This is a genomic window from Pseudoxanthomonas indica (assembly GCF_900167565.1).
GTDB classification, from domain to species: domain Bacteria; phylum Pseudomonadota; class Gammaproteobacteria; order Xanthomonadales; family Xanthomonadaceae; genus Pseudoxanthomonas_A; species Pseudoxanthomonas_A indica.
The window spans coordinates 761,208-780,607 of sequence record NZ_FUZV01000001.1; the positions used below are offsets into that span (position 1 = coordinate 761,208).

At 59.7% G+C, this 19,400-nt stretch carries 23 protein-coding genes; 11 read left to right on the forward strand and 12 right to left on the reverse strand.

Features of this window, described 5'->3' with window-relative positions:
• The first annotated feature begins 68 nt into the window (after positions 1 to 68).
• From B5X78_RS18330 to B5X78_RS18340, 6 genes are all read left to right on the forward strand, one after another.
• Positions 69 to 323 (forward strand): hypothetical protein, encoded by a 255-nt coding sequence (locus tag B5X78_RS18330; RefSeq protein ID WP_139381378.1) that lies wholly within the window; start codon positions 69 to 71, stop codon positions 321 to 323.
• The gene (locus B5X78_RS03620) at positions 323 to 559 is read left to right on the forward strand and encodes a DUF4224 domain-containing protein (protein WP_079723103.1); all 237 of its coding nucleotides are present in this window, start codon (positions 323 to 325) and stop codon (positions 557 to 559) included. The genes B5X78_RS18330 and B5X78_RS03620 overlap by 1 nt, the downstream gene beginning before the upstream one ends.
• The gene (locus B5X78_RS03625) at positions 559 to 1,569 is read left to right on the forward strand and encodes a site-specific integrase (protein WP_139381379.1); all 1,011 of its coding nucleotides are present in this window, start codon (positions 559 to 561) and stop codon (positions 1,567 to 1,569) included. Before B5X78_RS03620 ends, B5X78_RS03625 begins: the two co-directional genes overlap by 1 nt.
• 168 nt (positions 1,570 to 1,737) lie before the next feature.
• A complete protein-coding gene (locus B5X78_RS03630; RefSeq protein WP_139381380.1) occupies positions 1,738 to 2,271 on the forward strand; it encodes a hypothetical protein in 534 nt (177 codons plus the stop codon).
• Between the two features lie 1,163 nt (positions 2,272 to 3,434).
• Entirely contained in the window at positions 3,435 to 3,974 is a 540-nt protein-coding gene (locus B5X78_RS18335) for a hypothetical protein (protein WP_139381381.1), read from the forward strand.
• A gap of 376 nt (positions 3,975 to 4,350) precedes the next feature.
• Positions 4,351 to 4,581: a hypothetical protein gene (locus B5X78_RS18340; RefSeq protein ID WP_139381382.1), complete on the forward strand. Its 231-nt coding sequence runs from the start codon at positions 4,351 to 4,353 to the stop codon at positions 4,579 to 4,581.
• A 1,689-nt stretch (positions 4,582 to 6,270) separates the two neighbouring features.
• On the opposite strand, the gene B5X78_RS03650 is transcribed toward B5X78_RS18340, so the two are convergent.
• Entirely contained in the window at positions 6,271 to 6,453 is a 183-nt protein-coding gene (locus tag B5X78_RS03650; protein WP_079723109.1) for a DUF3606 domain-containing protein, read from the reverse strand.
• A gap of 500 nt (positions 6,454 to 6,953) precedes the next feature.
• Between B5X78_RS03650 and B5X78_RS03655 the strand changes: the two genes are divergently transcribed.
• Positions 6,954 to 7,556, forward strand: coding sequence for a hypothetical protein (locus B5X78_RS03655; RefSeq protein WP_079723110.1), 603 nt, complete (start codon positions 6,954 to 6,956; stop codon positions 7,554 to 7,556).
• A gap of 5 nt (positions 7,557 to 7,561) precedes the next feature.
• Positions 7,562 to 8,224 carry a DUF6766 family protein gene (locus tag B5X78_RS03660; protein WP_079723111.1) on the forward strand — a complete coding sequence of 221 codons (663 nt, stop codon included), beginning with the start codon at positions 7,562 to 7,564 and terminating at the stop codon, positions 8,222 to 8,224.
• Positions 8,225 to 8,285: 61 nt separating this feature from the next.
• On the opposite strand, the gene B5X78_RS03665 is transcribed toward B5X78_RS03660, so the two are convergent.
• Complete coding sequence (locus B5X78_RS03665) at positions 8,286 to 8,660, reverse strand: hypothetical protein (protein ID WP_079723112.1); 375 nt, start codon at positions 8,658 to 8,660, stop codon at positions 8,286 to 8,288.
• 465 nt (positions 8,661 to 9,125) lie between these two features.
• Here B5X78_RS03665 and B5X78_RS03675 point away from each other — a divergent pair, with 465 nt between their 5' ends.
• From B5X78_RS03675 to B5X78_RS03685, 3 genes are all read left to right on the forward strand, one after another.
• Positions 9,126 to 9,338: a YegP family protein gene (locus tag B5X78_RS03675; protein WP_079723114.1), complete on the forward strand. Its 213-nt coding sequence runs from the start codon at positions 9,126 to 9,128 to the stop codon at positions 9,336 to 9,338.
• 327 nt (positions 9,339 to 9,665) lie between these two features.
• Entirely contained in the window at positions 9,666 to 9,941 is a 276-nt protein-coding gene (locus tag B5X78_RS03680; RefSeq protein WP_079723115.1) for a hypothetical protein, read from the forward strand.
• A gap of 406 nt (positions 9,942 to 10,347) precedes the next feature.
• Positions 10,348 to 11,469, forward strand: a complete 1,122-nt coding sequence (locus tag B5X78_RS03685) for a PAS domain-containing sensor histidine kinase (RefSeq protein ID WP_079723116.1) — start codon at positions 10,348 to 10,350, stop codon at positions 11,467 to 11,469.
• 507 nt (positions 11,470 to 11,976) lie between these two features.
• Here the strand turns inward: B5X78_RS03685 and B5X78_RS03690 are convergent.
• The 10 genes from B5X78_RS03690 to B5X78_RS03745 form a co-directional block, all read right to left on the reverse strand.
• Positions 11,977 to 12,450, reverse strand: coding sequence for an alkaline phosphatase family protein (locus B5X78_RS03690; RefSeq protein ID WP_079723117.1), 474 nt, complete (start codon positions 12,448 to 12,450; stop codon positions 11,977 to 11,979).
• Positions 12,402 to 13,241, reverse strand: coding sequence for a hypothetical protein (locus B5X78_RS03695; RefSeq protein ID WP_079723118.1), 840 nt, complete (start codon positions 13,239 to 13,241; stop codon positions 12,402 to 12,404). The genes B5X78_RS03690 and B5X78_RS03695 overlap by 49 nt, the downstream gene beginning before the upstream one ends.
• Positions 13,242 to 13,345: 104 nt before the next feature.
• On the reverse strand, positions 13,346 to 14,152 hold the full coding sequence (locus B5X78_RS03700) for a hypothetical protein (protein WP_079723119.1): 807 nt from the start codon (positions 14,150 to 14,152) through the stop codon (positions 13,346 to 13,348).
• A gap of 378 nt (positions 14,153 to 14,530) precedes the next feature.
• Positions 14,531 to 15,076, reverse strand: a complete 546-nt coding sequence (locus B5X78_RS03705; RefSeq protein ID WP_079723120.1) for a hypothetical protein — start codon at positions 15,074 to 15,076, stop codon at positions 14,531 to 14,533.
• 162 nt (positions 15,077 to 15,238) lie between these two features.
• On the reverse strand, positions 15,239 to 15,580 hold the full coding sequence (locus tag B5X78_RS18345) for a hypothetical protein (RefSeq protein WP_139381384.1): 342 nt from the start codon (positions 15,578 to 15,580) through the stop codon (positions 15,239 to 15,241).
• Positions 15,581 to 16,345: 765 nt separating this feature from the next.
• On the reverse strand, positions 16,346 to 17,011 hold the full coding sequence (locus tag B5X78_RS18855) for an HNH endonuclease signature motif containing protein (protein ID WP_079723122.1): 666 nt from the start codon (positions 17,009 to 17,011) through the stop codon (positions 16,346 to 16,348).
• Positions 17,008 to 17,244, reverse strand: a complete 237-nt coding sequence (locus B5X78_RS03720; RefSeq protein WP_139381385.1) for a helix-turn-helix transcriptional regulator — start codon at positions 17,242 to 17,244, stop codon at positions 17,008 to 17,010. The genes B5X78_RS18855 and B5X78_RS03720 overlap by 4 nt, the downstream gene beginning before the upstream one ends.
• The gene (locus B5X78_RS03725; RefSeq protein ID WP_217698634.1) at positions 17,241 to 17,492 is read right to left on the reverse strand and encodes a helix-turn-helix transcriptional regulator; all 252 of its coding nucleotides are present in this window, start codon (positions 17,490 to 17,492) and stop codon (positions 17,241 to 17,243) included. The genes B5X78_RS03720 and B5X78_RS03725 overlap by 4 nt, the downstream gene beginning before the upstream one ends.
• 346 nt (positions 17,493 to 17,838) lie before the next feature.
• Positions 17,839 to 18,621 (reverse strand): hypothetical protein, encoded by a 783-nt coding sequence (locus B5X78_RS03735; protein WP_079723124.1) that lies wholly within the window; start codon positions 18,619 to 18,621, stop codon positions 17,839 to 17,841.
• 527 nt (positions 18,622 to 19,148) lie between these two features.
• Complete coding sequence (locus B5X78_RS03745; RefSeq protein ID WP_079723126.1) at positions 19,149 to 19,400, reverse strand: hypothetical protein; 252 nt, start codon at positions 19,398 to 19,400, stop codon at positions 19,149 to 19,151.

Genomic DNA, 19,400 nt, shown 5'->3' on the forward strand with positions numbered 1-19,400 from the left:
CGCCCTCCTTTCTGGGCTTGTAATTGTTGCTCCGTTCACTGTCGCAATTCGAGACATGGTGCACGGAAATGGCTGACAAGTTCCTCACGCACGGAATGCTAAAGCCGAGGCCGCTGCTGCCTGTGCGCCAGGCGGCGGTTGATGTGCATCGCTGGCGATACGAGCCAATCCCACACGTGCCGCGCAACGCCATCGTGGTGACTCCGCATCGGGTGTTGTTCAACCCGGACGACGACTACGAAGACTATGCGCTGTACCACGCGACACGAACCATGCTCGCCATGAATCGACAGAAGCGCCGACGCGGCGCCGGGGTGCCGTGATGCACGAATCTCTGACTCTCACGCAACCCGAAGTCCGGGAAGCTACGGGCGCCATTCACCGGACAAAGCAGATGGCATGGTTTCTCCAGAACGGAATTCCCGCTGTCCTGGGCGTCGATGGTAAGGTCAAGGTTCTCAGGGAGGCGTATCGCGCCAAGATGATGCCCAGTAGCGCAGCGACGCGCGCCCGCGCGAAAACCGAGCCCCGTCTCGACCTGCTGAAGAAGGCGAGCTAATGGGCCGCCCTCGCTCGAATCACACTGGCCTGCCGAGCTACTGCTACCGCGACAAGCGCGGGAAGCTCTTCATGCTGCACCCAGCGGGGGTAGACGCCGCCGGCAAGGCAAAGCACAGGCGGGTGAGCTACGACGACCTGGAAGGCTTGCTGGCCGCTTGGCGCGTCACCCACGGCGATGCCGCCATGTCCGGCGGGGATACGGTCGGCGACTGGCTGGACGCGCTGCTGGTGGACGTGCAGGACCGGGTGAAGGCCGGCGACCTGTCAGAAGGCACCGGCGACGATTACCCGCGGCGGATCCGAAATCTGCGGGTGGTTTGGCAGGCGGTCAAACTGGACGATGTCGACGTGCCGATGCTGTACCGGTGGCGCGACGCGCGCGGCGAGAGCGGGCGGGTGCAGGCAAACCGGGAGCGTTCCTGCCTGTTCGAGGCCTTCAAGCTGGCAGTGAAGCGCGGGCGCCTCAATGACAACCCGGTCAAGTACCTGGAGCCATTCCGGGAAAAGCCGCGCGATCGCTACGTCACCGACGCCGAGTTCAATGCCGTGTACCAGCACGCAAGTCCGATCGTGCGCGCTGCAATGCTGTTAGCGGCCGTCACCGGCTTACGCCAAGGCGACCTGCTTGGAATTCGCCGGAGTGACTTCGGGCCGGACGGACTCACCATCAGGACCAGCAAGACCGGTGCCGGCTTGGTCATAGGGTGGTCGGATGGCCTGCGCATGGCCGTGGTGGAGGCGGTAGGCACCCGCGAGTTCATCCCGCTCATGCTGCTGGCGACCGAAGAAGGCCGGAAGTACACCGGCAGCGGCTTCCGGACGCTCTGGTATCGCGCCCGCGAGCGTGCCAAAGAGGCGGATCCCCAGCTGAAGAACTTCACCTTCAACGACCTGCGGGCCAAGGCCGGCAGCGACGGCCGCGACTGGCAGCTGCTGGGTCACATGGACCGGAAGACCTTCGAGCGGGTCTACAATCGACTCCCAAGGAAGGTGGCAGCAGCAAGGTGAGCTATGGCGAGGGAGAGGGGGCGGCGGAACATTGCCGCGAGAGGGGACATACCTGACGATGCGTTGCGCCAGCGGCGAGATCTCTACGCAATCGCTATCGGGCTCTGCATCTACAATTTAGCCGGCGGCTATGTCCAATCCGACACCACTGTCGCCAGCATCATCCCCGTGAAGCTAAGCCACCCGTGGGTGGTATTGCTGGCAGCCTGGATCGGCTTCGCCTACTTCTGGTGGCGCTTCTGGCTGGTCAGCGAAGCACAGCCAATTGCCGATTTTCATCAGGATGCCACGTGGCAGGCCGGAAACAGCCGCGCCGGCCGCGAGCTTGCTGCGGAACACGCCGGACCAACGCAGCTCTACGGCAACGCGCGAAGCGCGGATGAAAGCGCTGCGCAGATCCGCACACCTACGGGGCCTATTGCGATCTTCTCGCTTGAGAAGTGGAAGCCAAGCCTTTCGCTTGCGGACTTGCGCTACAACGGGAAAAAAGAAACGAGGCTGACGGAGAGTTTCGGCACCTCGACCACACCTCTTGATCGACGCTACTGGCCCAGGTTCTGGCACGTCTACTTGCTCGGCTATGTCCGGGCGATGTACAGGGAACGGGCCTTCTCTGACTACACGGCGCCGCATCTATTCGCGGTGTTTACCGTGCTCACAGGGCTTTGGCATATGGCCGTCCACTGGGCTCCTTGGCGCTAAAAACAACATGTCGAACCCGCGAAAAACTGGGCGAAACTGCAGGGGAAGGCGTCCAGAATTTTGAGCGGTGGGCTGCCATAAGCGCCTGACAGAGCAGGGGATTTCTACTCCCTGAATCTCTGATTGAAAATCCCTGTGTCGGGGGTTCGATTCCCTCCCCGGCCACCATGTATATCAAGGGCTTGCAGCGATGCGAGCCTTTTTTATTTGGTCATTTGCCGAGTTGGTGCCCGTTTGGTGCCCGTTTGGGCATTGCTACCGCCGCCACTGAATTCCGTCGCGACCTGTAGCTTGACCTTATGCACAGGCACTACGCCTTCGGTGCCAACTGTGATCGACTGCGCCCAATCGCTTGTGCATCAATTCTCTCTTGTTCCTCGCCCCACCTATCTACTTTACGTGGGACTGGATGCAATCCCACTAAAGGGCCATTGAGAAGCGGCCAGATTCGGGACAGAGCCAGGGCGGTCCCACTACTCGTGTGGGAGGGGCGCCGGTCCCACTCTATTAGTGGGATTGGTATGCCGGCCCCTTAGCGCGCTTGCCCCACTCAGAAGGAACGGATGTCCAATCCCACTAAATTTGGTGGGACTGCGTCGACCCGCACTCACGCCTTTGAAAACTTGGGTTGTTGATCTTCTTGGGGCGCGTTGCCCGCTGCCGGCTCAGTAGCCGGGTGATGCTGGCGAGATTGCCTCGCCGTCCCTTGCGTTCCCCGCCGTGTTCTTCTGCACTTTCAGGGGAATTTCCAATGTCTATTTTATTCGTGGCCGCCCCGCTCTATTCGTATCTGTTCTAGAGCCACGCTCCTACCCTTTGGCGACCAGGCGTGGCCGAGCCCACAGGCGTCTCCTCTGGACGCTGAACTCAGCCGGGGAATGGGTATCAGAGAGGACGCGCGCAATCTGGTACGCCCCCCATTTCGTAGATCTGTGCGATCAATGAAGCAATGCCAAGCACGTTCGCTTCGGCTTGTGGTCTCGGAAGTTCGCCAAAGCATGGGGCTTCGGGCAGGACCGATAAGTCACGAAAGGCCAGGAAAACCCGGACACCGGTAGTAACAGTCATTACCGAATGTGCGGAAACGGCACTCAACTACTCTTAGGCTGGCCGCCGGCCCAGTTTCCTGCCGTTGTGCTCTCTACACTAGCTGGAGATGAACTATGAAACGCCTTTGTCTTACTGCGCTCGGTGTCCTTCCGTTGCTTGTGGCTTCAAACGCTTCCGCCGGCTCCCTCATCAAGGGACGAGACAATCGCGGAGTGCGACTAGATTACGAAAGCTTGAACATGGGCAGAAGTGGCGCTGTACGCTTCAGTCTTGAGTGCGTCAAGAACTGGGGCGGTCGGGTTGGAGGTGTTGCAACGGTGGTTGCCTATTACCTTGATGAGTCCGGTGAAATAAGGGAGAAATCCGAGTCAGTGTCGTGCTATGTGAATGGTGGGCTTGATGGGGAGCGCAAGAAGCAACGCGGCGAAGCAAAGTCCATCACCATTCCTGTCCCTCTATCTCAGGCCGAAGTTAGGGCGTATGTCGATTACAAAGAGACGAGCAATATCGATGATGCCCTCGAACACCTCGGAAATGAAGTGAATAAGGGGATCGAACGCGTCACTAGTGGAGAGGTCAAAAAGCCTCTGTCCGTAGGAAAAACGCTGGAACAAGCCGTAGCGCCTGCGGGTGGTGACAAGCTAACGTTCTAAGAAAACATTGCGGGGCCGCTTTCGACCCCAAACGGACGCCATGTTCGGCACTGGCGCGAGGGACGCATCGCTACTTGTCGGTCCGCGCTACCGCCGGCGGCGTCCATTCGCCCGATGCAAGCGGCTCCTTGGAATTCCATCAGCAGCAGCGGATAGCCGAAAAGGTAAGCCTCCTTTGCGGCTCCCCTCGTCGCTTGCGCTGCCTGCGCCGCATCCGCCTTGGCGCCCCCCCCCCCGGAGCCGCGGACTCGGCGGCGGGCTTCTGGCAACCCATCACCGCCAAACTTACAACTGCGGCTGCGCTGCATAGCAGGGTCCGTGTGTCTGCGAGCTGCCACTAGGTAAAAAAATCGCTGAGCAATGCGATGTTAAGGGCATGAGACCGGAACTCTTCGACGCCAAGGATTGGGAGCATTTCCTCCGGGAGTTTTCTTCGCTCCCCGAACAGGGTCTGGTCGGTGACCCACTCTTGAAACGGCTCGAACATGCTTGGGCACCGCTCTTTGACGGCCGCGACGAAGATACCTGCCGTGAACTGTACGAGGAGGTCATGAAAGTGCTCCTGAGAGAAGGAATCGCACCGTCCGACTGGTCCGCGCTGCGCTAATCCGAATATGACCACCCAATGAGCTCGGTGAAGCGACGCCGCCACAGGCGTGCGTCCCGCTCACTTACGCTCACGCTTGCTACGGGCCTCCAAGTAGTGACCGTCACAAAGTGAGGTAACTCCCAACTCAGAACACCAATCTTCAGCCTCGTCGGAGTAGGCTCAATTTCGGCAGAAATTGGCCGATAGAGTTGCTACTGCTTAGCAAGACCATGACCGAAGAAAGACTCAATACGGCGGTCCTTTACCTGCAAATGAAACTGCAGGCTCTCCAGCATGCCGGACTCGACCCTTATGACGTGCGTGAGCAATTCATCCTGGAGGTGCGCACGGCAGCAAGTAACTTGTCCCCTCCCCGGCGTATTCCCTTGTATGACAGGGCGGCCGGCCTATTGGACGACGCTGGCTTGGGCTTTAGGCCAAGCACCTAGGAGACGCAGAATGGGGCCCGCAGATTGGCGTTCGCACGCGTCGTTCTTCGTGTCATTCAGATTCCCCGCCCAACGCGAGGCCGTGCCCTCGAAGTCGCCGGTTCAGGCGGAGTGTAACGGCCGGTAGCAAGGCGAGGGGCGGCGTGCTTGCTAAATAGCAGTAGCAGTCTAACTGCCAAATCGGGTGGGAACTACGGGGCTCGAAACTAACCGATCTCCTCTATCGGCACAGCCTCCTGTGGTGGCCTTCGGTGTGACTGCGGGATCCAGCAAGTTGAGCAACGCCTGACGCATATCTTCGGTCCGGCAGGGCTTCGTGCACCAAGGCAACGATCGCAATTCGATGTCCGCTTCCTCAGGTGTCGATCCGGACAAGATTAGGATTGGAATCTTCAGTCGTGTCAATCTGCGAATCAGCGCCAAGCAAAGCCCATCGTTCAAATGTGTGCAAACAAGGGCCGCTATGGGCAGCGACTTCTCCATCATGTCTTCCGCCGCTTTCATATCTGGCGCAGCCAGAGCGACGAATCCCCAGTCCTGCAGAATTGAACAGAGTTGTTCGGCGATCAGGTAGTTGCTCTCAGCTACAAGTACCCAGTCGCGGAATTCGCTGTTTAAAGATTGCATTGTCGTAGCCCAGGGGCGAGAAGCACCCCGTTGACCGAATGCAATGCAATGATGGGCGGGCCAGTGCGGCGTGCTGAATTACTCTAGTCCTTCTCATCGCAGCTTATCCGGTACGGTAGGAAGCTGCACGGAGGCCCCAGGGAGCACGGCGCCAGGTACGCCGAGTGCCCACAAAACATACTCTCATTCGGCCCTCCCCACAACGAAAGAAGCCTCAACACTGACACCCACCGGCCGCCGCTGCGCATTTCGCAGCTCAACCCCTGTCGGGCACGTTCACCGCCCTTTGGCACGGTCGAATGTCGAAGCTTTGCTGACCAAAGCTCCGAAGTGCATTCTTGGCTTGGTCAACGAATGGGGCCTCACCATACGGGGTTCGCTCCACAGATGAGCATGCAGCGGCGCGAATGCTAAGGGCAACTGGCTGATTGGGTGTCGGTCGAGCAAAAGGTACCCAAGGGTCGCCATGGCATGCTCAATTAGTTCTTGCCGCGGAAGACCGTCGGAATCGACGCACTGCGTGTCCTCTCCCCTGGATTCCAGTTCAGAAGCGTCTGGATAGATGAGGTAGCCGCCTCCGATAGGAGCAATGCTCAACTTCATGTGGATTCAATCCTGCCGAAGCCCAATGTCACTTTCGACGAGCAAGCCACAGTTCAACGTTTTTTGCAGCTTTTCCCACCGCGTCTATCGCGACTCGCAAGTCTTCCTCGGTCACCCCGAATTTCTTCGTCCAGTAGCGAACTTCGTGTTCTTCGCCAAGAGCAATCCGGCTGCGGTCGGGTTCGCCCCGCATCGTCAAGTCGTCGGACATCACGGGCTCCCCAGTTCAAGCGCCGGTTCCTGACGGGTAGTCCATTCGAGATAGCGAACCCTATCCTTCGCCCATCTCGCACCCCACCAAGCGCCAGCTTCCTTGGATGTTGGAACAAATCGAGGTTGGTTGCCGTCGGCGTCGGGGACCAATACTTCGACGACCCAGCCGCGGTTCATGGGCACCACGCGAAGTATTTCTTTGTCGCAGCAGCGAAGTACCTTCGTCGACGGAGCTCGCTCTACCCATTGAAACGAAGGCGGCAACACGGCGGGTTTGTAAGCGCTCATTGACCGGACCTTAGTAGCAAAGCTCTTACATAGCGCCGCCCCGCGCAAGACCGCGTGAAAGGAACCTACCGAAATTCCCCGCGCAACTGCACCGAGGAGGCGCCTCCCCAAGGACCATCAATGCCGCGCCCGTGCCCCTCCCCGCCCAGCAGCGGCATCACGTTGCCTTGCCATCCTCCTCCGTAAACATGGCACAAAAGGAGACTCCCCATGGCCAGAAAACAAGATAGTGCACAAGTAACCGAACTGCTCCTGCAGGCGCTGGAAACCGAGCGCGGCGGCATCAAGGTTTACACAGCCGCCATCAAGGCGGCGGTTAACGAGGACCTGAAGAAGGAGTGGCAGGAGTACCTGGACGAAACCCGCACGCACGAGCAAGTATTGTTGCGCGTTTTCGAGCAGGTCGGCCTGGATCCGGAAGCCGCCAGTCCAGGCCGCTCCGTCGTGACTCACCACGGGGAGTCCTTGGTCGCAGCCATCGAGATGGCGATTGCAAATGCAGAGCCCGCTGCTGCTGAGTTGGTGGCCGCGGAATGCGTGGTGCTGGCCGAGACAAAGGACCACCAGAATTGGGAACTGATCGGCAAGGTAGCTGAGAATGGTGGACCCGATGCAAAGGTCCTCAAAGCCGCGTTCGATGCAGTTGAACAAGATGAGGACCACCACCTCTATCACACGATGGGCTGGGCACGCGAGCTTTGGATCCAGAGCCTTGGTATGCCGGCTGTTCTGCCCCCTCCTGAGGAACAGAAGAAGGTAGAGACCGCCATCGGCGCCGCAAGAGCTGAGAAAGCACGCGAAGACTACTTGTAGACCGTATGAGCCCTCGTGCGCAATTCTCGTTCTGGCGGCGTAATGGACTTGCGCTGACGCTTTTAGCGTTCTTCCTGGTCTTCCTGGTCGCCCAAGTTTTTTATGGCCATGCGGCATGGAATGAGGACAGATTGCGTGACCATGAGCTACCGGGTTCTCTCGCGCTCTACCTGACGAGCGGGCACTTCATCTCCGCTACATTCGAGAACTGGGAAAGCGAGTTCTTGCAGATGGGGATGTACGTTCTTCTAACGGTCTGGCTAAGACAACGAGGTTCAGCAGAGTCTCGCCCCCTCGATCCTGCTGAAGAAGAAGAGAGGGTTGATCCGGGCCAAACTCCTTGGCCCATAAGGGCCGGTGGCATTGCAAAGGTGCTCTATGCGCACTCGCTAGCCCTCGCCTTCTTCCTGCTCTTCTCCGTTTCCTTCGCTCTGCACGGATATGGAAGCTGGTTGCACGAGAACAACGAGCGCCTTGCAGCAGGCTCACCTCAGGTCTCGCTGCTCACGCATTTGGAAGGAGCACAGTTTTGGTTTGAGTCCTTCCAGAACTGGCAGAGCGAGTTCTTGGCTGTACTGGCGATAGTGGTTCTCTCTATCTTCCTCCGTCAGGACAAATCGCCGGAATCCAAGCCGTTGAGAGCGCCCCACTCCCAAACCGGGACCTGACGTGAAAAGGCCCTATGGGGATGGTGCGCAGAATCGAATGCACTCCTGAACCTTCTCGTCCTCAATCGACTCGATTGGCGTCCCGCCATTTCAATACCTCTCCAGCCACCCACGTTGCTGGGCGCTTGGTTAGCCTGATGGGGAAGTCTGGCCGGCATGCCACCGTCTCCAGCACCGTGCGCGGTGCCAGACCCAGCAGGATGCCGACTTCCTCTGCGCCAATCGCGCGCAACTCGTAGGGGATGGTCTTGTGCGCAACCGTAGACACGCTATCCGTACCCAGATCGAGTGCTCGCCCAGCCATCAGGCGCGCAATCTCCTCTGCCACTTTTCCATCGTGCCGCACGTCGAGCAGCTTCGCGCCAAGTCTGAGGGATTCCACGAACACCTCCACGCGGACAACTGCCGTCGGTTCACCCTTCTGGTATTCCTTCACTGGTTGTCGGCCTCCTGACCTGGGATGTCTTGCTTCCACCATTCCTTGCGCCGACGTCCACGGCGCCTGGCTCTTTCCCTTTGCTCGTCCGCAGCGCGTTGCTCCGGCGTCCGGCTATCCCTGCAGGTGAGGTGCGCCCAGCCCTGGCCAAGCGCCTCTTGGCTCTTTCTCGTGTCCATGCCGACAGTCTGCGTGCAGCTAATTGCAACGCCTGAGATCAGCCGGCGCGCGGCAACGGCGTGCCCGGTCCAGGTGGACCAGCAGACGGGCACCGCATGGCGCCCATTCGATTTCCAGCCTCTGGCGAAAGTATCACCACGAAGGAGCAGCGCTCTAAGTTCCTGCCGCGCAATCGCAGAAGCTGAGACGTCCACAGGATGCCCACAGACTTATCTGCAACCCTCGCGGGTTTGAAGGTTGTAGTGTGGAAGATGCAGCGAATGGCTGCGCAACGTGGAGAAGCAAATGGCTGGAGAACTGAAGCAGTTCGTGCTCTACAAGGATACCGCCGGCGAGTTCCGCTGGACCCTTTACGCCGCCAATGCGCGAAAGATTGCGGATGGCAGTGAAGGGTACAAGAACCACGCAGATTGCCTGGCAGGTATCCGCTTGGTGGTGAATGCCATCCCTGGCATTCAGGTGTACGACAAGACGAAAGACCAGTGGTACAACGCCTGACGGCGTCTGGGGGTCGGCTGCCCTACAGCCGGCCCCCTTTTAAATTCTACTCGCGATTGCCCTGGGCCTGTGTCAACTTGCCCAGCTTTCCTATGCGGCCGAGGCCGGCTGGCAACCAAGGGGCTTACCAATTAAGGCACTCTGGATAGACTAGAGGCGTGAGCGACATCGAGAAGAGGGTCTATGGAAGGGAAATCATCTAGTCCAGCCACGGCCGGCCGCAAAGACGGCATCGAGCTGGCACTCATCTGGAGCGCTGCGGCGGCCGTGTCCACTCTGGTGGTGTTTGGGGTGGTTTTCCTGATCGCAGGCTTCTAGGGCGAGACCATGCGACCAGAGATATTTGATGCCACCGCCTGGGAGCTTTTCCTTGGCAAGCTCGCTGCCATGAAGGAGCAGGCCCTGACCGGCGAAGAACTGCTTGAGCGGCTTGAGTTGGCATGGGCGCCACTACTCCAGGGAATGGACGAGAGCGCAGCGCAAGAAATCTATGCTGATGTCATGTCCGTGCTCGTCTCCGAGGGTATCGCGCCGCCCGATTGGGCAGCATTGCAACTAACGGAGGCGTCGCCGCAGGGCAGCGCCGCTCGGCCAATTGAATAGCCTGGCTTTAGGGTTATTTCTCCCACTCTTTGCGCAGGAACTCGGCATTTCGCTTCCGAATGCTGTCATCGGGTGGCAGGCCCCGGGCAATAGCACGAGCAGCGTCAATAGCCGCAATCTCAGCTTCTTCGCGACTACGGAACCCTCCGCCGACATGGCCGCATTCCAAGCAATCGACTTCGCCCTTCGCGAATACATACCCAGTTGCCTGCCAAAGCGTTGAATCACTAAGCATTTGCCCTGCGGTACTGAATAGCTCGAAAGTGCCCTCTCGCTCCACTGGAAGTCACCTTCGGTCGGAATCCCAGGTAAGTGTATACACGCTTCGCGACGAGATGGTGATGTCCCTTCACATCTCCGGAGGAGACTACTGTCACTCTCCGCCCAGATGAGCAGGAAGTAGCGCATGCCCTCGACACCGCCGAGCATAGACGAGAAAGAAGTCCAGCAGATGCTGTGGCAGTTCGTGCAGCGGACTCAAGATTACGTTGTGCTGCTTCTCGATAGCGCCGGAACTATCACGTGGGCAAACGAAGGTGCTGGCGTTGTCCTGGGCGCAAGCGCTGACGAGCTTAGGGGAATGAATTTCTCGCACTTCTTCACCGAGGCTGATATCAAGAACGGCATACCAGACCACGAGTTAGAGGTCGCACTCACGAGCGGATCAGCGTCCGACGACCGTTGGATGGAACGAATGGACCATTCCAGATTTTGGGCTTCAGGAATGGCTGTGTATTTGGGCGGCGACTGCGAAGGATGCGCCTATCTGAAATTGTTTCGCGACTTAACCGTAGTTCGTATGCAGCTGGAGACCGACCGGAAGCGCAGGCGGTCAGCCGTACAGGCTGCCGACAATATGAGCGGTGCCATCGCTGTTCTGGCTCACGAACTACGCAATCCTCTGGCGGGCATTGCGCTGGCCACGGACTTGCTCGATTCCCGGATTCCCGAAGAGGTTGACGTCGCGCGACCCATGTCAGGGCTAAATGAGAACCTGAAGTTGGCCAGCCGGCTAATTGACGACCTGCTTCAGCACAGTCGGATAACTGCTGCGCGATTTCGCCTCGACCGAAGCCCGTGCACCCTGCGTGATCTACTAACGTCGTCGGCACAAATCGCGCAGCGCCAAGTCGGACAAGAGAATCGAAATGTCCATGTGCTCGTTCCCAAGGCCGAAATAGAGATGCACATCGACGGCATGAGAATGCAGCAGGTCTTCGTTAACCTGATAGCCAATGCCTTGCGCTATACCCCCAACCCGGGGCGAATCTGGGTCACAGGCACCGTCGAAGGACTAGAAGTTGTAACTCGTGTGACAGATGAAGGAAGAGGAATAGCACCGGAGCAACTATCCCATCTGTTTGACCTCTTCACGGACTCCAGGGTCAAGGGAACCAAACTTGGACTCGGCTTAGGGCTGGCGGTCGTGAAGAAGACGGTAGAACTGCACGGCGGCTCAGTGCAGGCTAAGAGCGAAGGTCGGGGAAAGGGCAGCCAGTTCGTTGTCCGATTTCCTGCGCACGAATGAGGCGCATCGTCTTGGCAACGTGCAGTAGACACTAAGGGCGCCTACCCGTTATTGCCAGAATTGATGTGGCGTTCTGGATGAGCCATTCGCCAATGGCAATCGCGTCCGCAGGCGTGAGAACGACGCCCGTGACTAGACGGCGAGCGTGTAGTACATCGCCCTCATCCCCCGCGACAGGAAAGTCCTGACTCTCTAGCACCGACAAGCCAGGCACTTCTGACGATGTGCGCATGTTGGCCACAACAGGCAGAAGCGGCGAATCAACGTAGAAGCTCGCCTCAAGCTGGCCATGCGGGTTGGGACCACCCCAGACACCGTGGCATGCGTGAATTTGGTAGTTACTCGCCTCGCGAAAGACGAATCGCGTCCGACCTGTCATTTCCATACCTGGCGGTAAGAGGCTGGTCACCTCGGGCGGCTCACGATCGGACTTACTTGCTGCAGGTTGGCGGCGGACAATTCGTTGCCTTGCGGCGCGGCATACCTAGGAGCACCGCACCTCCCAGCCTAGTTCTGACTAGGACTCGCCGTCTGTATCTTGTCCAGCGCATCGCCTACCGTGAAGCTTGCAGCCTTGGCGCGGGGCGGAAAGTCCTTAAAGCTTTCCAGCATTTTGGCTACGATGGCCTGTGCGGGAACGATCAGGAAGATCCGGCGGGCCTGCCAGTCGCCGTAATAGATACCTTCGGTGCCTTCTTCAAACGGATCCGAACGCAAATTGAAGATGTTTGGGGCACGCAAGTCGGTAAACTTGCCCTGCCAAACCCCCAGCGGAGTCTTCGGGCTTACGTGGGTGTGCTGCTCCATAAAACTGATCTTCCAGTGGCGCACGCGGATGGCCAACAGGTCGCCGTCATCGCTCCAGTACGGGAAGAACTCGCGCGGGTTCTTGTCCTCATCGCCTTTCAGGAACGGCAGCAGGTTCTTGCCGTCTAGGTGCACCTTGAACTTCTTGCCGTTGAGCTCATGGCCCTTGAGCATCTTCTCCGGCAAATCTGGCACGCCATTGGCTGCCGCAAACGTAGGGATGAAGTCCTCATGCGCGCACATGTCATTGATGACCAGCCAGACGCACGCGATTGACCCATGTTCTGCATCGCGTTACTGACGCCGCTCGCCGTGTTCTGGCCGAGCGAGTTCAGTTGGCTATTCGCCTGACCGCCGAAGCCGGCGAGTCGGAACAGGTTGTTCTGGTAGTTGCCAAAGGCCTGCGATCCGAGATTGCTGGCGAATCGCATCACATCAGCGTCGTGGCCACCCGACCGAAATCCACCACGCGCGGCGGCAAGGCGATTCAAGCCATTCAAGCCTTCCTCCATCGCAACCATGTAGTCCGGCGTCTGGTAGAACTGGCTGAAGTCCGCGGTGCCACTGCCTGACATGACCCCACCGCCGCCCGAGCTGCCGACGTCGAACTGCAGTGGCGTGGTCGACTGGCCAGCGCCACCACTGAAGAAGCCCATGGGGTCGTAACTGGTGCCGCCCATGCTGCCCGCAGCGTTAGCTGGGTCGGTCAGCTTGTCGAACAGCGTGCGCTTCTTTTTCGACGCCGGCTCACCCCCGCTAACGGTGATACCACCCGAACCTCCGCCCCATCCCATCGTCGGCAGGCCGTACATTTGAGCGAGGGCGTTCAACGCGCCAATGCCCGTCGCCTGGTAGGGCATGGTGTCGTTGCGGTTCTGGTTGTACATGGCGAGCTGCGCATTGATCGCATCGCGGCCCGCCTGCGTCTGTGCGTTGGCCGCGTTGCCCGCGGCGTCGGACTGCATTTTGCCGCCCGCAAGCGACCCTACAGCCCCAATGACGGCTCCTGCTACTGGCATCCCTGCCTTCTCCTGGTTGTTATCCGCTGGCGTCCTGCCTGCGGATTGGTTTAGCTGACTACTCGCTTCTCGACGGCACCGCTCGGGTGGACGTACAGCACCTCGGCTCCGTTACTGAATCCGACGCGCGGCTCGCACCTGCAAATTCCACGCTCGCTCCAGGGGCAGTCCGGCACGTGTTCCAGCCACTGGACCGTACCTTCCTTCCACTCGAAATCGGCAGAAGTCGCGCGTTCCCGGGCGTCGGCGACCATTTGATCCACCCCAAAGCCGTTTCCAGAGTCGGACACGTCCATCGGGTCTTCGCCGTATCGCAGCGCCCACCTCGTGAGCGCCCGAACTGCTTTGGGGGCGTTGTCGAAGCGACATGCCTCCACATGGAACAGGCGCGGCCCGAACAGCTCGAGCCATTCGTCCAGGTTTGCTGATACTTGAACGTCGGTCAGAGCCTTGCCGTCAGCGCCTACAATCCGGCGCTCGGCGTACGGATAAAGGCCCACCGCCGCGACCGAGGACACTGCCCCGGCCGGGCAATTGCTGACAACTCGCATGCAGTTGGTAGACGCGAAAGCATAGGCGAGCGCGGTTCGGATGTTCCGCAACGTGGCTTGGCCAGCCTCAGCCGAGATATCGAGGTTTGCCACGATGCGCCACACCCCATCGCCCAAATCCACAAACAGCACGCAGCCAGATTCGAATAGCAGGCCCAGACACTTATCCCATATGGGCGCGAGGCCTTCGGCCGGCTCACCTGGGGCGATATCGCTGATTCCCCATTCGCCATGCCCACCCTGTACCAGCTCGAGCGCGCTGCTCGCTAACTTGAAGGCGCAGCCCCCAATCTGTACGTCCGTCATTGTTGTGCCACTCCTTTGGCTTGGTAGTTGCCACCCATTTGCCGGGGTGGCGCGGCTGGGCGCGAAGGAGCGCGCCCAAACCCTGGGGTCTTTTGGCCAGGGTGAAACGGATCGCCGCCCTACAACCCGGGACGGCACGGTGTGGCGCTATTGCGCCCGCCCGCCACGACACACACGCGTTTGCGTCGGGACGAAGCGAAAGTGCCGCCTGGACACCGGGGCGGCGCGGTTGACCCTTGGCGCCAGGCAGGCGAGTGACCGAAGCCTTGGGCTGCAGTCGAATTCTGGCGCGGCGAATCGTCGACTTACTTCCTCCGCCGCGAGATAAGCGCACGGGAATGCCTATGGAGGCGTGGAGTCCATTCGAGCCACAAAGACCTACGCCGCCTCGTCGATGTACGGTTCGGTGAGGAGATCGGGCATACCCCACCCGCCTATCACACCGTCAATATCACCATCCTCATTACGAGTATGAGTTCCGGTTTCTCCAGAAAAGGCACCAAACGCGTAGTTTGGATAAACCCTGCATGAATCATCGCGTTCGACTCCGCCCCACGCAGTCGTCGCCAGGTGCACGAGGCGTCCGAACGTCTGCTTTCTGATCCGCAGCTCCAGCGACATTTCTTGTTGCTCGTAGGCAACTGGATCGCCCGCGGCAGCCCAGTACCCGTACCGGAATGCCACCACGAGCTGCAGGGAGTTCGCGCGAATTCCAGACCTGGCACATAGCGCCAAGAAATGACGCATGCGTGCTTCGTAGCTGGTGCGATAAGGAAGGCCCAATTTGATGTGAAGCTCCCACCTCGCCGCCTCCTCCACTAGCGGCGTCCCTATGACGGGAAGCCCATGTTCCAATTCGTGGTCACCGCCGACCGAAGTCCCATCGGTCGACGATTGCTCAGCGTCAACCAATTCGCTGCCCATCCAATCTTGACTCCCTTGTCCTTGCGTACCCATCCATTGCCTCCTTGCTTCGATGTGTGTGATTTGCCCGCGTCTCGCCCAGTTTTGAAAACCGGTGCGAAACCGTTGCCCTACGGTTGTCTAGGCGTCCTTTCGTGCCCAATGCCGCCGATTTGTGGGACCTCAGCCCAGTGCATCTGAAAACCAACTGGGTTCTCGTTGGGTTTCGTTTCGGTTACCGATTGGGTTTCCCAGCCAGCGCCATCGCGGCTCGGTCAAGCCGTTGTGGTAGTCCGTCACCGCTGTCATGCCTACGTGCGGACAATCCATGTGCAGGCCAATGCGACGGCCCCACGGATCGCCGGCCCAGGCTCGGTCATCGCGCCAGCGGAAGGCGAGCCAGGTGTCCACGCGCAGGACTTCCCAATCGCCATCTGTCTCGGCGCTCGTGAAGTGGTAGTTGCCCGGTTGAGTGGGTGCTAGGTCAGACCAGCCTTCGCCGGTCGGCACGTGTGGGTGGGTCATTGGCCCACCTCGTCGACGCCATCGTAGGAGGGCTCGTTCTGGAAAGCGCCGCTTAAGACAGCACATCCAGAGCTGCAATCAAGACCCGAGAAAGATCCGCCTATGGCTAGATTGTATAAGGGGGTCCGTTTGACGGACTGCAAAACGACGCTCATCTGTTTGTAACTCCTTGTTTTTTAGTTGGGCTTCCGTCCGTCATACGGGGAGCGAGAGCCTTTGCTGTCCGTCAGGCGGACTTACGCGGTCCGTCAGACGGACTACGGTCAGCGTTTTTCCATGCGTGGGATGGCTTCCGCTCTTGCGGAAAGGGGTGCTTCCCGGGCGCCGCGTCCACTGGCCACCAAGTCACCGCATACAGATTGCAGCCGTCCAGTTTCGACCCTTGCCGCGTCTTGATGATCCAGCCTTGGGATTCGAGGTAGGCCAGCTTTCGACTCAGCACGTCCTTGCTCCGCCAAGTGTGGGAGCGGAGAGCTAGTTCGCTCTGGACAGCGCAAAGGTTCCCGTTGTTGCTCCCTCGGTACTGCCGTACCAGCTCGTGGAGGAGCTTCAATGCAAACGCGTCAATCTCGCCGTACTGCGTCGACTCCATGACGAAATGTGGAATCGACACGAACGAGGCACCTGGGCTTCGCCCCCTTTGCCTGCTCCATTGCTTGTTGTCAGCCATTCCTTGTGCCTTCTAGGGGCCGGCGCTAGACTGACCCCGCATTCTTCGCCGATTGCATTCAGAGACCCCGAGCGCGCCAACGCTTGGGGTTTCGCTTATCTGGAACGTGGTCGCCTTTTGGCGCGCATTCGTGGACACGGCCTGACGTGCCGCCAGCTCTTGCCAGAACGAGCGTCTCGAACTGTCGTGGCAGCCACGCCCAACTCGGTAGCCCAGTCCTTGTTGGATTTCTGGCTCGCGCGGATCGACTGGACGAGCTTTGCGGTCAGTACGGCGTTCGGCTTGTCCTCTCCTGTCGCAATGGATCCACGAAGGCACGCGTAGTGCGCGTTCTGCGCTGGAGTGACCAAACGTAAGTTCGCGATACGGTTGTCCGCCCGCTGTCCGTTCTTGTGGTCGATGCACATGCCGGGCGGTATGTCACCGTGTACTGATGACCAGATGAAACGATGGATGTACTGCTCATCCCCGGGTTGCACCCTTCCGGTACGCATGTAGCCGTCAGGGCCGACTCCGCCAACTTCCTTCCCCAGCCGGCCGTAGACTTTTCCGGCTTTCGGGTCGGTGACATACCCCCGCGCCGGATAAAGGTATAGGCGCAGATTCCAGATAGCCGTGGGAGAAACCCCGAAGCCCAAGCCCTCATTTGGCCCAGGAGACGCGCGCAGACACCCGCCCGCGAGGGTGGTGCTGCTGCGGGGTCGGCGGCTCGTGCTGAGGCGCTGAGGGGTGCTCGCGGTGGTGGACTTGCGACGGGTCATTCGCCACCGCCTTTCCCGCTCCAGCGGTCCAGCAATGCCTGGATGTCCTGGCCACGCCAAGCCGTGATACCTGGGCCGAGCTTTACCGGGGCCGGGTACTCGTTCCGGGCAACGCCACGCAGCCAGGCGCTCTGTGCCATCGGCACGATGCCCTTGGTTGCCGGCTTGCCGTTGCGCGCCGGGTGGTTGACCAGCTCGCGAAGGCGGATGAAGTCAGGGAGCGGCGCAGTCATGCGGCACCTTGGGCATGGTCGACATTGGCCGCGGCGTGGTCGATCAGCGCACGCACATCAGCCTCGCGCCACACGGTCACACCGGGGCTGAGCTTGATCGCAGCAGGCGCCCTGCCCGCCTTGACCCACTGCCACCACGTGGCGGCACTTACTGGGACGATGCCAGCGCGTGCTGGTCGGGTTCCCTTGGCGGGTTGGTTGACGATCTGCGAAAGACGCAGAAGGCCGGAGTTCGCAGCGGCGTTCAAGCGTCACCGCCTGGACGGCGGTTGGCGTCTTGCTGCCGGCGCCATTCCGTGAACTTTTCCATATCAATCAGAACGCGACTGCCAACACGCTCGATTGCGTGAGCGAGTCCGTTCCGTCCTGCGTTCTGTATCCAGCCCCGGCACTGGCCCTCGGTGAAGGCACTGTTCTTTGCCAGCTGGGCGACTGTCAGTAAATTCCCTGCCACTTTGCTGCTCCGTTTAACGCCGTTGTGCGGCTTAAATGAAGCGTATTGATGGAGCGAAGTGACTTATAGAACGAATGCGCGCATTCGCAGTACGTAGGCGCGCATGCGTACTACGTATGCCCGCATACGTAGTTGGGGAGTTAGCGAATCCCGGCAGCTACCAGCCAACCATCGATTGTTCGGCAGGCTTGATGTTCGTCTTTGTGTAGTCGAACATTCCTGGCCCGCCCTTTCTCGTCATAGAGGGCCCTGATCTCAGGCAGCATCTTGCGGACGCTTGCTGCGCGCGCCTTGTACTTGACTGGGTCATCTTTTAGGTCAGCCTTGCGTCTGTCGACCGCAACCTGTGCTACCTCGTCAAGCCATGACCAACCAGATTTCGCGTTAGCGCTATTCGTGGCTGACAACTCTCTGTGACTGTCGTCCCCCAGTGTGCGGCGCGCCACATCCGCGAGGTCACCAATCGCCCACAAAAGATCGCCTCGCTCCACCGATTCCGTGATTTTTCGGACCTGCAGGTAGGCGCTGGCAAGTTCATAGTCGGGATTGAAGAATCGTGCAGCCATCCCTTCGGGCGACCAGTCGTCAGGAACCGCAGCCTCCGTCGCCTTCTGGAAAGCATCACCTTCATGATCCCATTCCAGCTTGTCTGCGATTTCCAGGGCGAGCGAGTCCAGCGAATCCAATGCCCGAGCTGTAAGTCGCGCACCTGTCTTGTCTATGCCGAGTTTCTCGGCAAGGTGAGCGATCCGCGCTTCATGGCGCTGGGCAGCCTCAACTGTGCGTTGGTCAAAAAGTGCAGAAATCTTGGAAACAGCGGGTTTGGCCAGCGCGATACGCTCGACCTCCCTGATACGGGCACTTACTTCAGATAGCAGAGCCTCGTCGGGATTGTAGTTCTGCAGAGCCTTTGTTTTGTCCATCTCGCGCCCTCGCGCCAAGCCTAGTGAGATTCCCGCCAGGCCGGTAGGTGGCCGGCTTTTCGCTCCGTCGAGCTAGGCGGGTTGTGCGGAGTAGATCGTCGGTTAGGTCAGTCTCGCCAACTGATTCCCGGCCCGGAGCGCAGTTGTGCCACCGGGCGTGGGGTGTGTCAACACTGAACCACCATATATTGGGCTGGACGGCCTTGTACGCTTCCGTAACCCACAACATATAGGTTTCCCGTGGAACATCGCATGCACCGTGGAGCATCAGGCGGCACGGGATGGGACGGGAAATAGCGCTCGCTGCCCGGGCTGGGTCGGCATCACCCTAGGCGTGCGGAGCCCGTGCATTCGGCGCCAGTCCTGCAGGGCCAAGGCGAATGACGGGTGCTTCCGGGTTGAGCAGCACCGACATTCGATGAAATGGCCCCCGCCGGCCTTCGCGCAGCGCGCGTCGAACATGTAACGAACAGGGTGACCCAGCTTGCAGCGTGGCAACGGCTGGGGTGCGTCCATCTGGCGCTGTGTCATGACTGGGCTCCCGTCGTTTCTTGGCTAGGTGGCGTCAACACCGTGGCGCGCTCCAGCAGCTTCTGTGCCTGCTCGGCCAAGTACAGGCCACCGAACAGTGCGCGCTGCACTTCCACGCCCTGTCCATGTTCCGCATGGTCGGCAAGCACCTGGGTGACGCTCTGCACGATGTCGTGCGCCTGCTGGACGAGATCCACGAGGCTGGCACGCTCGTCCACGACTAGGCTGGTGATGGCGTTGTTTTCCAT